Origin of the sequence: Colwellia sp. RE-S-Sl-9 (assembly GCF_048296855.1) — a bacterium.
Taxonomy (GTDB): Bacteria; Pseudomonadota; Gammaproteobacteria; order Enterobacterales; family Alteromonadaceae; genus Pseudocolwellia.
The window spans coordinates 2270566-2286097 of the sequence record NZ_CP182631.1; the positions used below are offsets into that span (position 1 = coordinate 2270566).

At 36.1% G+C, this 15532-nt stretch carries 12 protein-coding genes; 1 reads left to right on the forward strand and 11 read right to left on the reverse strand.

Going from position 1 to position 15532, the window contains the following annotated elements; translation table 11 throughout:
- Positions 1-4: 4 nt before the first annotated feature.
- Positions 5-1582, reverse strand: coding sequence for a glutamine-hydrolyzing GMP synthase (guaA, locus tag ACM9HF_RS09715; protein ID WP_473618072.1), 1578 nt, complete (start codon positions 1580-1582; stop codon positions 5-7).
- A gap of 218 nt (positions 1583-1800) precedes the next feature.
- The gene (gene guaB, locus ACM9HF_RS09720; RefSeq protein WP_473618076.1) at positions 1801-3273 is read right to left on the reverse strand and encodes an IMP dehydrogenase; all 1473 of its coding nucleotides are present in this window, start codon (positions 3271-3273) and stop codon (positions 1801-1803) included.
- 180 nt (positions 3274-3453) lie between these two features.
- On the opposite strand from guaB, the gene xseA reads away from it, so the two are divergent.
- Positions 3454-4806 (forward strand): exodeoxyribonuclease VII large subunit, encoded by a 1353-nt coding sequence (gene xseA, locus ACM9HF_RS09725; RefSeq protein WP_473618080.1) that lies wholly within the window; start codon positions 3454-3456, stop codon positions 4804-4806.
- A gap of 5 nt (positions 4807-4811) precedes the next feature.
- On the opposite strand, the gene ACM9HF_RS09730 is transcribed toward xseA, so the two are convergent.
- From ACM9HF_RS09730 to rlmN, 9 genes are all read right to left on the reverse strand, one after another.
- Positions 4812-5489 carry a PilZ domain-containing protein gene (locus ACM9HF_RS09730; protein WP_473618083.1) on the reverse strand — a complete coding sequence of 226 codons (678 nt, stop codon included), beginning with the start codon at positions 5487-5489 and terminating at the stop codon, positions 4812-4814.
- 146 nt (positions 5490-5635) lie between these two features.
- On the reverse strand, positions 5636-7099 hold the full coding sequence (der, locus tag ACM9HF_RS09735) for a ribosome biogenesis GTPase Der (protein WP_473618087.1): 1464 nt from the start codon (positions 7097-7099) through the stop codon (positions 5636-5638).
- Between the two features lie 137 nt (positions 7100-7236).
- Positions 7237-8442, reverse strand: coding sequence for an outer membrane protein assembly factor BamB (bamB, locus tag ACM9HF_RS09740; RefSeq protein WP_473618090.1), 1206 nt, complete (start codon positions 8440-8442; stop codon positions 7237-7239).
- A 108-nt stretch (positions 8443-8550) separates the two neighbouring features.
- On the reverse strand, positions 8551-9186 hold the full coding sequence (locus ACM9HF_RS09745; protein WP_473618094.1) for a YfgM family protein: 636 nt from the start codon (positions 9184-9186) through the stop codon (positions 8551-8553).
- A 9-nt stretch (positions 9187-9195) separates the two neighbouring features.
- Positions 9196-10470, reverse strand: coding sequence for a histidine--tRNA ligase (hisS, locus tag ACM9HF_RS09750; protein ID WP_473618098.1), 1275 nt, complete (start codon positions 10468-10470; stop codon positions 9196-9198).
- A gap of 111 nt (positions 10471-10581) precedes the next feature.
- Entirely contained in the window at positions 10582-11700 is a 1119-nt protein-coding gene (gene ispG / locus ACM9HF_RS09755) for a flavodoxin-dependent (E)-4-hydroxy-3-methylbut-2-enyl-diphosphate synthase (protein ID WP_473618102.1), read from the reverse strand.
- 31 nt (positions 11701-11731) lie between these two features.
- Positions 11732-12664: a RodZ domain-containing protein gene (locus tag ACM9HF_RS09760; RefSeq protein ID WP_473618107.1), complete on the reverse strand. Its 933-nt coding sequence runs from the start codon at positions 12662-12664 to the stop codon at positions 11732-11734.
- Positions 12665-12677: 13 nt separating this feature from the next.
- Positions 12678-14066: a type IV pilus biogenesis/stability protein PilW gene (gene pilW, locus ACM9HF_RS09765; protein ID WP_473618110.1), complete on the reverse strand. Its 1389-nt coding sequence runs from the start codon at positions 14064-14066 to the stop codon at positions 12678-12680.
- A 52-nt stretch (positions 14067-14118) separates the two neighbouring features.
- Positions 14119-15276, reverse strand: coding sequence for a dual-specificity RNA methyltransferase RlmN (gene rlmN, locus ACM9HF_RS09770; protein ID WP_473618113.1), 1158 nt, complete (start codon positions 15274-15276; stop codon positions 14119-14121).
- Positions 15277-15532: the final 256 nt, after the last annotated feature.

Consider the following 15532-nt stretch of genomic DNA (forward strand, 5'->3'; position numbering starts at 1 on the left):
TAAATTATTCCCACTCGATTGTCGCAGGCGGCTTCCCCGATATATCGTAAACCACACGAGAAATACCATCTATCTCGTTAATAATACGATTAGAAACCAAACCTAAAAAGTCGTAAGGTAGTGGTGCCCAAATAGCCGTCATAAAATCAATAGTTTCAACCGCTCTTAAGCTAACAACCCAATCGTACTTACGACCATCGCCCATAACGCCAACAGAACGTACAGGTAAGAAAACAGTGAAGGCTTGGCTTACTTTGTTATATAGGTCATGCTTGTGAAGTTCTTCAATAAAAATATGGTCTGCACGACGTAATAAGTCACAATATTCTTTCTTTACTTCACCTAGAACACGTACACCTAGTCCAGGACCTGGGAAAGGATGACGATAAAGCATGTCGTATGGCAAACCAAGTTCTAAACCAATTTTACGTACTTCATCTTTAAATAATTCACGTAAAGGCTCTACTAAGCCTAGCTTCATGTAATCAGGTAAACCACCTACGTTATGGTGAGATTTTATAACGTGTGCTTTACCTGTAGCTGATGCTGCAGACTCAATAACGTCAGGGTAAATAGTACCTTGCGCTAACCACTTTGCGTTTTCTAATTTATTTGACTCTTCTTCAAAAACGTCAACAAACACATTACCAATAATTTTACGTTTTTTCTCTGGATCATTTTCGCCCGCTAAACGGTCTAAGAAACGATCTTCGGCATCAATTTTAATAATATTTAAACCAAAATGATCACCAAACATTTCCATAACTTGTTCGCCTTCGTTTAAACGAAGTAAACCATTATCAACAAAAACACATGTTAACTTGTCACCAATAGCACGGTGTAACAACATGGCAACAACTGAAGAATCAACACCACCTGATAAACCAAGAATAACTTCGTCATCACCTATTTGCTCTTTCATTTTGGCGATTGCATCTTCAATAATAGAAGCGGAAGTCCAAAGTTTTTCACACTGACAAATATCAAGTACAAAATGCTCTAAAATGCGTAAACCTTGTTTGGTATGAGTAACTTCTGGATGAAATTGAACACCATAAAATTGCTTATCTTCATTCGCCATTGCCGCGTATTTACAACTTGGCGTTTGTGCAACCGTTACGAAACCTTCAGGTATTGCTGAAACTTTATCCCCATGACTCATCCATACGTCTAACAATGCATTACCTGCATCATTCACACTATCTTCAATATTTTTAAATAAAGCAGACTCAGTGATCACTTCAACGGCAGCGTAACCAAATTCTTTATGTTCAGAACTTTCTACTCCCCCACCTAGTTGCTCAGCCATAGTTTGCATGCCGTAACAAACACCTAAAACAGGTACGCCAGCGCTAAACACATACTCAGGAGCGCGAGGTGAATTATGTTCAGTGACACTTTCTGGGCCACCAGCAAGAATAATACCAGTAGGATTGAAACCTTTAATTTGCTCTTCAGATACATCCCAAGCCCATAGTTCACAATAAACACCTATTTCACGTACGCGACGTGCGATTAGTTGAGTGTATTGTGATCCAAAATCTAAAATTAGTATGCGGTGATCATGAATGTCTTTACTCATGGTTCTCTCTCATATTTAACGGCTCTAACTTTGTTTTAATCTAGAGCGATATATTTAAAGTAAAAAGGCTGAAATAATTAATATTTACTTCAGCCTAATATTATTTCTGTTTCAATATTTTGAGAAATAGTTTTGATTGATAACGAAGAAGAAACACGAAGCTTACGAATGTAAGTGAGTATTTCTGATAAAGTTATCAGCAAAAATATAAATCAAAATTAGCCCATGCGGTAATTAGGCGCTTCTTTAGTGATGGTCACATCATGTACGTGCGACTCGCCCATACCTGCTGACGTTATTTTCATAAACTCAGGTTTAGTGCGCATGGTTTCAATATCTTTTGAACCTGTTAATCCCATAGATGAACGTAAACCGCCCATTTGCTGATGAATAATTGCCGCTACAGGGCCTTTATAAGCAACGCGACCTTCAATACCTTCTGGCACTAACTTATCAGCTTCACCATCAGATTTTTGGAAGTAACGATCGCTTGAACCTTCTTTTTGGTTCATTGCGCCTAAAGATCCCATACCGCGATATGATTTATAATAACGACCTTGATACAGCTCCACTTCACCTGGAGACTCTTCAGTACCAGCAAACATGCTGCCTACCATTACACAATGAGCACCAGCAACAAGTGCTTTAGCTATATCACCTGAAAAACGAATGCCACCATCAGCAATAACAGGAATTCCTGTACCTTTTAGCGCTTCAACTGCATTTGAAATAGCTGTTAATTGTGGAACACCAACACCTGTTACAATACGCGTTGTACAAATAGAACCTGGGCCAATGCCCACTTTAACAGCATCGACACCAGCATCGGCTAACGCTTTAGCACCTGCGCCGGTTGCTACGTTACCCGCAATAATTTGTAAATCTGGATACTTAGCACGAGTTTCAGCTACGCGATCAAGAACGCCTTGAGAATGTCCGTGAGAGGTATCAATCAGTAGTACATCAACACCCGCTTCAACCAATGCATCTATACGTTCATCAGTACCTGCACCTACGCCAACCGCAGCACCTACACGTAAACGGCCTAGCTCATCTTTACATGCGTTAGGTTTGCTTTCTGCTTTTTGATAATCTTTTACTGTAATTAACCCTTTAAGCTTAAACGCATTATCAACCATCAATATTTTTTCAATACGATTTACGTGCATTAAACCTAAAATCTCTTCGCGTTCAGCACCTTCTTTCACAGTGATCAGCTTGTCTTTTACTGTCATTAATTCAGAAACTTGTAAAGAAAGGTCTGTTTCAAAACGTAAATCACGCCCCGTGATAATACCCACTAAGTTATTATCTTTATCAACTACAGGAAAACCTGAAAATCCAAGTTTATCAGCAAGTTTCATTACTTTTGCAATAGGTTCATCTGGAAATACAGTAACGGGATCTGAAACAATACCACTTTCAAATTTCTTAACTTTAGAAACATTTTTGGCTTGTTCTTTAATTGTCATATTCTTATGAATAAAGCCTACGCCACCTTCTTGTGCAAGCGTAATAGCTAAAGGAGCCTCAGTAACTGTATCCATTGAAGCTGAAATCATAGGTACATTAAGGTTTATTTTACGAGTTAATTTAGTTTTTAAATCAGCCGTATGGGGAAGTACCGTAGAGTGGGCAGGTACAAGTAGAACATCGTCAAAAGTTAACGCTTCTTGGGCAATTCTTAGCATCACAATATCTCACTAATAAGGGGTGATCAGGAGTAAATATTGCGGCAGAATTTTAACCGTTTTCATCGTCAAGGTAAACTTAAATTTTAGTAAAAACCAAAATAAATTCCCTTTAAAACAATTAACCGCTATATAATACGATTTCCTTCCGAATAAAACGAAATTTTAACGAATACAAAAATGAATCAGCATATTTTACAAGTTAGCGAATTAACCAAAAAAGTACGTTTTATATTAGAAAGCGAATTAAACACGGTTTGGTTATGCGGTGAAGTTTCTAATTTTATTGCTGCAAGTTCTGGACATTGGTATTTGTCGTTAAAAGACAGTAAATCGCAAGTAAAGTGTGCGATGTTCAAAGGTAATAACCGTAAAGTTAGATTATCGTCTGGCTTACCTAAAAATGGTCAACAAGTACTGGTAAGAGCAAAAGTTTCTTTATATGAACCAAGAGGGGACTTTCAACTTATAATTGAACAACTTGACGATGCAGGAGAAGGAATTTTACGGCAACAATTTGATCAACTTAAAAATAAGCTTAACGCTGAAGGTTTATTTAACCCTTTAATTAAAAAAGAAATTCCTAAAAATATTAATACTGTTGGTATTGTTACCTCACCTACTGGTGCTGCTGTAAAAGATATACTCACTGTATTAAAACGACGAAATCCGTTACTTAATGTAATTATATACCCTGCCCTAGTGCAAGGTAATGAAGCAAAATTCGAAATTGAGCAAGCCATTAATACCGCAAACTACAGAAAAGAATGTGATGTAATAATTGTCGGGAGAGGTGGCGGCTCATTAGAAGACTTATGGAGTTTTAATGAAGAAAATGTAGTGCGGGCGATTTATAACAGTAAAATACCAGTAATTAGTGCTGTAGGCCATGAAATTGATACTACACTTTCAGACTACGCTGCCGATCTTAGAGCTCCTACGCCTTCTGCTGCTGCAGAATTAGTCTCTTCAAACCTTGAAGATAAATTACAAAAGCTTGCTGCTTTTAATCAAAGAATACGCCAAGTTAATCAACGCAATTTACTTAATAAAAAAAATAAACTGAGTAACATTCAGCATAGATTATCTTTATTACATCCTGCTCAAAAATTAACAGTACAACAACAAAAGTTTGATGAGTTAAGTTTTAGGCTTAATCACAACTTACAACAATTGAAAACGCGATTATCACTGCAATCAACACAACTTAGTAAAAGATTATTATTACAATCCCCTCTTAAAACGATTCAACATAATCAACAAAAAGTTAATGCATTAGAAGTAAGATTAATCAACGCGATACAAGCAACTAACAAAAATAAACAAAGACTATTCAAACATACTATTGAGCAGTTACATTTAGTGAGTCCACTAGCAACCATAGCACGCGGCTATAGTGTGACTAAAAGTATAAAAGGAAAAGTTATTACAAGTATTGAACAAGCTCATATTGATGAAAACATTTCAGTACAAGTAAATGATGGGTTTATTTCAGCGAAAATAATAGAATTAAATAAACTTAAAGAAAAGTGATCGCTTTACAAATCAGCAACAACAGCGTGTTGCACTAACTTTATAACATCGTCTTTACTTTCTTCAGCAAATTTAACACCTAAAGAAACACCTTCAACTTGAGACTTAATATTACAAACATTGGCTGATAAGTTTATATTTTTCATACCTTGAAAGTCTTCAACAATAAGGCTAATGTTTTTATCTGAAACTAAAGTTAATGATTCACCATTACTGACGTTAATTTGGCAACCATGTGCTGAAATATTACGTACTGAGGCTTTCCAATATTCATTGTCTACTTTTATCTTCACATCAATATCAACATCAATTCTGAGTGAGGAACGTAAGCTTTGAAGTGTTACTTTTTTAGGAAAATCTAATACAATAATACGCGAAGGTATCTGCAAGGTTTGCTTAACCTTAGAAATAAAGGCAACAACAGAGCCTTCATGCCCTTCAATTAATCCACGAACGGTAATTGCTGAGCCTTGAGTAATATATTTAGAAAAGCTCCCTAATTTACTTGAGTCGGGATATTGAACAAGCGTATATTTTTTAGGTAAATAACCAATAAATATCGTTCTAAATTTTGCACGCTGCCCAGCAGGAGTTGCAATATCTAATGACACCGTTGTACCAGGTAAAAGCAAAGCTAAATGATTACTTAACCTGTTTGATGTATCTATTTCTTTTGCACTCACGCTTTAGCCTTGCAATGAATAATTAAATAATATTAATTACAGTAGCTAAATCAGTGGTTAAAAGCAATATAACTGGATTATTAGCCATAAAAAAAGTAGCTCTTTAAGCTACTTTTTCTTGTTTTGAATGAATCACTTAAAAGCCATTAATCTTTCTTATAACCTTGTGTTGCTCTAGCAAGTTTCTTTTGCTCGGTATAAGTTAACTTCTTCTTACCTGCAAACGGATTACTTGTTTCTCTAAATTCAATTCTTATAGGTGTGCCCATTATTTTTAATGATTTACGGTAATAGTTCATTAAATAGCGTTTATAAGATGGCGGTAACTTTTTAGCTAAATTACCATGAATAACAATAATAGGTGGATTATAACCGCCTGCATGTGCGTATTTTAATTTAATACGGCGTCCTTGATGCATAGGAGGTTGATGATCAAATACCGCCATATCTAATATTTTAGTGACCATTGACGTTGAAATACGTTTAGTTGCTGAAATAAAAGCTTCTTCAACAGACTCATATAAATGCCCAACACCAGTACCATGAAGAGCTGATATAAAGTGGATACGTGCGAAATCGATAAAGCCTAAGCGTCTATCTAATTCAGTTTTTATGCGATCTTTTACGTGATCGTCTAAACCATCCCATTTATTAACAGCAAGTACTAAAGAACGACCTGATTCCAAGATAAAACCAAGCAGGCTTAAATCTTGATCAGTGATCCCTTCTTGCGCATCTATTATTAATAAACATACATTCGAGTCTTCAATAGCTCTTAACGTTTTGATAACAGAGAATTTTTCAACTATATCAGTAACATTTTTACGACGTCTGATACCTGCAGTATCAATTAACGTGTACTCACGGCCGTCATGTTCCATTGGAATATATACACTGTCGCGTGTTGTACCTGGCATGTCATAAACAACAACACGTTCTTCGCCTAAAATGCGATTCGTTAACGTTGATTTACCCACATTAGGCTTACCAATAATGGCCAGCTTAATACGATCATTTTCTTCTGGAGCAGCATCAATTTTTTCTTGATCTGATAACTCGCTTTCCATATCGCCATCAAATTCGTCATTTTCTTCTGCTTTAGGTGCTGATAATGCTTCAATATGCGGTGTTAATGCTAACGTTAATAGCTGAGTAACACCTCTACCATGAGCCGCAGCAATTTGATGAACCGTATCACCTAAACCTAAAGAATAGAAATCGGCAACGGCTGAATCAGCGTCAATTCCGTCGACTTTATTGGCAACCAGAAATATTTTTTTATCTTGCTTACGTAAATACGTTGCAATACCTTGATCTGCCGAAGTTAAACCCGCTCTCGCATCAACCATAAAAAGTACGGCATCAGCTTCTGCAATGGCCATTAATGACTGCTCAGCCATTAATGCATCAATTCCTTCTTCATCTCCTTGAATACCGCCAGTATCAATAACGATAAACGGGTGCTCTTCAACTTCTGCCTTACCATATTGGCGATCACGGGTTAATCCCGGATAATCGGCAACAAGTGCATCTCGACTACGAGTAAGACGATTAAATAGCGTTGATTTACCTACATTAGGACGACCAACAAGCGCTACAACTGGAAGCATGAATACCTCGATTTAAAAAGAATGATAAGTTTTGTGCTAATGCCAAAACTCAATATATATTTATGTTTTTTAAAAATAAACAACGGCTCCAACACGTTATGTGAGGAGCCGTTATTAATTTAAATTGTTAAAGTGACTTAAGGTGTTTTAATTGCCTGAAGATCACCATTACGTGCTTGTGAATAAATAATACCATCTTGAACAGTAGGCGTTACATGAACACCACTTGAGTCTATATGATGACGAGCTACAAACTCTCCCGTAGTACTATCTAGCCAATGTAAGTAACCTTCGTAGTCACCTACAACAATGTAACTTCCCACTTCAACAGGGCCAGTTACATCACGATTTGTTAAAGCAAGTTGGCTCCACTTCTCAGTACCATTTAATCGATCAACAGCATACACATGCCCTTTAATATCGGTTAAATAAATATTATTAGTGCTAACTAACAAATCAGTATAAGACGAATATTGACGTTCCCATACTATTTGACCAGTTCTTAGTTCAAGCGCAACTAAATTCCCTCTTGATGAGATAGTATAAATCTTATCACCAAATACTGCTGGAGATGAATCTACATCAATAACACGTTCAAATTCTGTAGAGCCTGTTGGTTCTCCAACTGGAGCTGACCAACCTTGTTGACCGTTTTCTAAAATATAAACAGATATGTTACCGTCAGGAGTACCAATAAATACACCACCTGATGAAATAGTAGGAGCACTAATACCACGTAAAGTTAATGCTGGGGTATCTTGGTCTATTTTCCAAAGCTCTTCACCTGTAGCAGCATTATAAGCTTTCATAACACCTGATGAACTGTTAACAACCAGTATACCTGCATCAATAGCTGGTGCTGATAAAACTTCACCTTTAATGGTTGATTGCCAATCTAACTTACCCGTTGCAGCGTCAAGTGCGTAAATTTTACCGTTTTCGCTACCTAAAAATATTTTGTTAATACCGGCAACTGGCCCACCGCTAATTAATGCTGGTTTATTACTTTCAAAAAAACCACTTTCGCCATCAATATCACTTAAATTAACAGACCAAATTTCTTTACCTGTTTTAGGCTCTATCGCAGTTACTTCACCTTCACGACTACTAGTAAATAATTTATCGTAAGCAATCACAGGAGCAATGCGAGAAAAATACTTTCCGGCTCCGCCGACGTTTTCTTGCCATAAAACTTCAGGTTCAAATTGTTGGTTAATTTCTTCTAAATCAACAGGTAAACTTTCATCGATATCATCGGTAGATGAACATGCTGAAATACCTAGCGCGATTAAACAAACAACAGCTATTTTCTTTTTTAAACTATTTTTATCAAAAATTAACACATCAAGGTCCACTTATTTAGTCATTAAACATATTGAGCTTTAGCTTCAGACAACTGAATTCGAAAAAAAGTCACTCAATATGTTATTTTTTCACATTATTTTAAATGTTTATTTTAAAACAATATTTTCCGCTAAATCATCTAACTTCATTTGAAGTGATTGACTTGCATTACCTGGCGTTGCCGCAATAGCTTCTTGGTACGAAGTACGTGCTAAATCTTTCTTATCTTGTAATAAATAAGCATCACCTTTTATTTCTTCAATTGAAGACTTAAACGATTTTGGTAATGGTGCCGCCAATGTGCTTAATGCCGCATCAACTTTATCTAATTGAATTTGAACTCTTGCTAAACGCAGTGTGGCAATAGCTTTCATGCCTTCGTCTTTAGAAGACTCGATAGCCGTAGTTAAATACTTTTCAACTTGAGTCCAATCTTTATGAGTTGCAGCCTTTTTAGCTAGCGTTAAAGCGGTTAAAGTTGCATAACTTGAATCTTTGTTGTCAGCAATAAACTTTTCGCCAGCAGCAATAAATCCGTCAGGTTTAGTTTCTGATGATTCAACTAATGTTTGATAAGCATCTGATACAGCTAACTGTTTCTCTAATTCTGCTTCTTTATAAAAGTTAAAACCCACAAAACCTGATAAACCAATAACTAAACCAGCAATAATGGCATTACCATTTTTTTTCCAGTAGCTTTTAATTGCATCAACTTGCTGTTCTTCTGTTTCGTAAATTTCCACGTTTTTCCCTTATATTAATTTTTTTAATAAGCTTGGCACTTGCTCTAATAACACGGTTTCTTGGTCGTGTTGGCCGCGCAAATATTTAACTGTTACTTTTTGTTCTGCTAATTCGTTCTCGCCTATAATAAGGGCGATTTGAGCACCTGACTTATCAGCACGCTTCATTTGTTTTTTCATGTTTCCGCCACCACAATGGTTTTGTAATCTACATTCTGGTACAAGATTACGCCATTGCTCAGCGAGTTGAATTGATTTTAATTCAACTTCTTCACCTAACATAATAAGGTAAGCGTCTACTTGAGGTCGAACATTGTTAACTTTTTCTAAGCTCGTTAACATTAACACTAATCTTTCTATACCTAAGGCAAAACCAAATCCAGGGGTTGCTTTACCACCAAGTTGCTCAACTAAACCATCGTAACGGCCGCCAGCACAAACAGTACCTTGTGAGCCTAAGCTTGTTGTTACCCATTCAAACACAGTACGGTTGTAATAATCTAAACCACGTACTAAGCGGTCATTTATTACATAGCTAATGCCTGCAGCGTCTAAACGACGACAAACCTCTTCAAAGTGTGTTTTAGATTCTTCACCAAAATAATCTGATAATTTAGGTGCGCCTACTAAGGCTTCTTGAACAGCTGGGTTTTTACTGTCTAATACACGTAAAGGATTACTATGCATTCTACGCTTGCTGTCTTCGTCTAACTGATCTTCTCGTTCAGTTAAAAAAGCAACTAATGCGTCTCGGTATTCTGCTCGCTCTAGATTAGAACCTAAAGAATTAAGCTCTAATGTTACATGTTCACTAATACCTAGCTCACGCCATAAGCGTGATGAAAGTGTAATAATTTCGGCATCAATATCAGGTGTTGCTAAACCAAAAGCTTCAATACCAAACTGATGAAACTGTCGGTAACGACCTTTCTGTGGGCGTTCATGTCTAAACATGGGTCCCATGTACCATAAACGTTGTTCTTGGTTATATAGCAAACCATGTTGATTTGCTGCTCTAACACAAGAAGCCGTTCCTTCAGGTCTTAGTGTTAAACTATCACCATTTCGATCATCGAACGTGTACATTTCTTTTTCAACAATATCAGTTACTTCACCGATAGAACGTTTAAAAAGCGCAGTAGATTCTACAACAGGCATACGTATTTCAGCAAAACCATAATTGCTAGCAACACGTCTTAATACAGTTTCAACCATTTGCCATATATTGGTTTCAGATGGTAGACAATCGTTCATGCCTCTTATTGCTTGAATTGCTTTACTCACTAATGTACTTCTCTCTACAAAATCAGAATGGTTAAAATGCTGCGCGCATTATAGGCGCATTACAGCTAAACGTAAATAAGGCCTTGAATAGACCTTATTAATAGTACGGTATTAATCAATTTCTTTTACGTCGATACTATTTGCTTTATCCAGCAACTTGGCTTTAGCACGAATACGAGTTTCAAGTTGATCAACTAAATTAGTATTATCAAACCGTTCTTTTTGTCTAATACCATCAAGGTAATAGCCACTTTTTTTACTGCTACCTGTTAAACCTAAATCGGATACTATTGCTTCACCAGGGCCATTTACGATACAGCCAATAATTGAAACATCCATGGGTGTCATAATATCTTCAATACGCTGCTCTAATGCGTTAACAGTGGCAATAACATCAAATTCTTGACGAGAACAACTTGGGCAAGCAATTAAATTAATACCACGGCTACGTAATTTAAGTGATTTTAGAATATCAAAACCGACTTTAATTTCTTCAATAGGATCTGCAGCTAAAGATACACGCAGAGTATCGCCTATTCCTTCAGCGAGTAATAAACCTAAACCAACAGACGATTTTACAGAACCAGAACGTAAGCCACCTGCTTCTGTAATACCTAAATGTAATGGGTTATCTATTTGCTTGGCCAGTAATCGATAAGCACCCACTGCTAAAAATACATCGGAAGCTTTAACACTCACTTTAAATTGATCAAAGTTCAAACGGTCTAGAATATCGACATGACGCATTGCTGATTCAAGTAATGCTTCAGGTGTTGGCTCGCTATACCTTTCTTGAATGTCTTTTTCTAAAGAACCACCATTAACACCAATACGAATGGGAATATTATGATCTCGAGCCGATTCTACAACTGCTCTAACGCGATCTTCTCTGCCAATATTACCGGGATTTATTCTTAAACAGTCAGCGCCGTATTCAGCTACTTTCAACGCGATGCGATAATCAAAATGGATATCTGTAACTAGAGGAACATTCACTTGTTTTTTAATTTCTTTGAAAGCTTCTGCTGCGTCCATTGTAGGAACACTAACACGCACAATATCTGCACCAACAGCTTCTAATGCTTTGATCTGAGCAACTGTAGCGGCAACATCTGTTGTTAGTGTGTTTGTCATTGACTGAACCGTAATCGGCGCATCGCCACCTACTGGAACATTCCCCACCATGATTTGGCGAGATTTACGTCTGATAATAGGAGATTCTTTAAACATAGTTATTCTTTCAGTTATTAATTACTGGCATTTATGATTGTGAAAGCAAGGGCAACTCAAATTTAGCAATATGCCCCTGAGGGAAAGTAGACATATCAATACTTTCACCATTAAAATTAATTTGTACTAGTTCAGGTTTACCTATGGTTATATTTAAAGGCGCTTTTGCTTCTATGGTCATCACGTAACCTGATTTTTTTATACCCCAAGCGATCCTTTCGCCTAATGCATCGTGAATATTAACCCAGCAGTCACCAGAAAAAGTAAATATAACTTTCGAGAGTGTAATCTCGTCTGATTCAGTTGAAGTGACCGCTTTAGCATCAACACTTTCCAGTGATGCATTTTGTTCTAGGTTGTCAATATTAGAAGTATCAAGCTCGTTCTCTATTTCAGAGTTGCCTACTGCAGAAGCAACTGACTCGGTAGTAGATAATTCTTCGCTTGAAGAAGTGGTTTCAACAACTTCTTCTATATCAGTACTGTTTGTCGTATTTTTTATTAGAGTCTCAGAGCTAACAGCTGCTTTAGGTTCAGCTTCTTTGTCATCTTGTAACCACCACATCACCGTTAAGCCAATAAAAACAGTAAGGATCAAATAGGTGATCCACATTAGCATACTGTTTTCAGCTTTTTTCATTGTGCCACGAGAAAAGCTCTGCATTTTTGTACTGTGTACTTCTAGAATATTCAGTTTTTCGTAATACGCGATAATATCGCTAACAGGAAGATTAACTAATTTAGCGTAATTTTTTATATAGCCTCGGTTATAAGTATCTGGCAAAGTTTGGTCGAAAATATCGGCTTCAATATTTTTCACTAATGCAACTCGAATATTTAAGCTACTGGCAACATCATCAATACTTAAGCCTTTTTTAATTCTAGCCTCAGCTAACATACTACCGGGGCCACTCACTTCTACTTGTACTTCAGTTTCTTCTACTTCGGGTAATTTTTTACTCATGTAAGTAAGCTCATTAATGTTTAAGTGCTTTTTTAGGATCAGCCAAATAGATAACATCTCCAATCTTTAAAATTTTTGACCGTTTAAATCCATTCCAGCGTTCAATTTGCTGCATTTTAATATTATATCGTTTAGATATAGAGAATAAACTATCCCCTTTTACAATCACATGAATCGGCAAAGTTAACATTTCATTACCATCATCATCGATTAAAGAACTTGCTAATACATCATCTTTTTCTAATGTATCTAAAAGCTTTTTAGCTTTCTTTTCAATTTTTTTCTCATCTGTTTTCACCTCATTTGAGGTAGTTCCAACTTCTTGTGTGGTTTTACTCACATTTTTAGCTTTATCATTAAGCGCTACAATATCAGTTTTAATTTTTGCTGTTACAGTCGTTGCTTGTGTTTCAGCCGCGGCAACCTCTTTTTTTACAGGTTTAACCGTTTTATTTCTTTCGTCATTCAAAGACTTAATAGCTGTTTTTCTTTGTGCTGATAATGAAATACCTGATTTTTTATTAGGCGATAATACCATTACGCGCTTTTTAGGTTTATCACTATTGCTTTTGTTCACTAATAAGAATTCAGATGCTAAATCATCCGCTTCAATATGCTGTAATCCATTTAAAATATATTGTTTAGCTTCATACGAATTTGGAAACATTTTAACCAATAGACTGGCATAGTTTTTTGCAATGCTTCGGTTATTCATTTTTTCGTAAACTTTATAAGCTAAACCAAGAGCGTCAGGCGTAAAACGTCTTGTTGATTTTTCGTAACGCCTTAAATAAGCAACAGCTTCATCGTATTTTCCCATCACATATTGTAAACGTAACATTTGAAATAATGATGATGCGCTACCTGGGCTATGAGAAATTGATTTAGCTAAATACATTTCTGCTTTTTCAAAACGTTTATCTTCAAGCTGACATAACGCTAAGTTTTCATAGCTTTGGGAAACTAACAAATAACTAGGTACAGCAATAGCTTTTAGCATGTATTTTTCTGATTCGTCGTATCTTTCACGCTTACAAAGAAATACACCGTAATTATTTAACGTATCAGCGTCATCGGCATCTAATGAAAGCGCGTGCTCAAATGCCGCTATTGCCTGCTCTGGTTCATCTACTACATCGTAATAATGAGCAAAAGCGGTATAAACTTGAGTTAAGTTAGGCGAAAATCTTTTTGCTTTTTCTAAATTGAGTTTTGCCTGCGTGGTATTTCCCATATTTAAATACCCCATACCTAATGAAATACGTGTTAACGCAATATCGTCATCGGTTGAAGTACGTTCAGTCACTGGGTTTTCAGCATTATTTTCGTAATTCTGTGTAACGCAAGCAGAGAGTAAAGATGATAATACACCTACCGTTATTATTTGGTAAATTTTAGGCATGTAGGTAAGATCCCTTTAATTGAGAATTATTTGCATACGCATCATAACTATATCAGACAACTTTTACTGTTATTTCTTCTATTTTTGCTTGTTTTTTTTCTTCATTTAATACTGTACGCTTAGTTCTATCTAAAACATCACCAGCTAATTGTCCACAAGCCGCATCAATATCATCACCACGAGTACGACGTGTAATAACCGTTAAACCATAACTTTGTAGTACTTTATCAAAACGATCTATGCGTGAATTACTTGATCTTTTATATGGAGAACCAGGGTAAGGATTGAAAGGTATCAAGTTGATTTTGCTTGGTAAGTCTTTTAAAGCAATCGCTAATTCATGCGCTTGTTCTGTACTATCGTTTACATGATCTAACATTACATATTCAATCGTGGCTTGTTTATTTGCTTTTGAACCTTCTATATAGCGACCTGCCGCTACTAAGAACTCTTCTAGTGGATATTTTTTATTAATGGGTACTAATTCATCTCGTAACTTATTATTTGGCGCATGAATTGAAATAGCTAAAGCACAATCAATTTTTTCTTTTAGCATGTCTAATGCGGGTACAACACCTGAAGTACTCACTGTTACTCTACGTTTAGATAAACCATAACCTAAATCGTTCAGCATAGTATCTAATGCTGGGATCAGGTTTTTCATATTTAATAAAGGTTCACCCATGCCCATCATTACAATATTTGTGATAGGTCTTTTACCTGCGATACGTGTTGCGCCAATATCGTTAGCTACACGCCAAACTTGACCAATAATTTCAGCCATAGATAAGTTACGATTAAAACCTTGTTGCGCAGTTGCACAAAAAGTACATTCAAGCGCACAACCTACTTGTGAAGAAACACATAAAGTAGCACGATCGTTTTCAGGTATCCAAACGGTTTCTACTTCTTGGCCGCCTTCAAGTCTTAATGAATATTTTATCGTGCCATCTTTAGAGACTTGTTTTTCTGAAATAACAGGTGCAACAATTTCAGCCCTACGTTGAAGTTTTTCACGCAGTTTTTTATTGATATTTGTCATCTGCTCGAAATCATCATAACCAAAGTGATAGATCCACTTCATTAATTGATCGGCTCGAAAGGGTTTTTCACCTAGCGATGCTAAAAACTCACGCATCATTTGATGGTCCAAATTAAGTAGGTTTACTTTTTTAATAGACTCAGACGGTGTTTCGGCCACTTCACTCATGATAAATAAATCTCAGAAATACATTTAATAGGTAAAGTAACTTTCTTATTAATAAAGAAAATTACTTCATAAGGTTTAACGATATAACACCGTTAAAATTTTAATATTGAGTATTCTAATAAAAAACACTCAATATTGAAATTTTTACGTAATACCAATAGGCAAGACTATCGTAAAAAACAAAAGGATTTTACCGAGTATTCAGTAAAATCCTTTCATCATACATTTATATTATGCTCTGTTATTATAAATAACA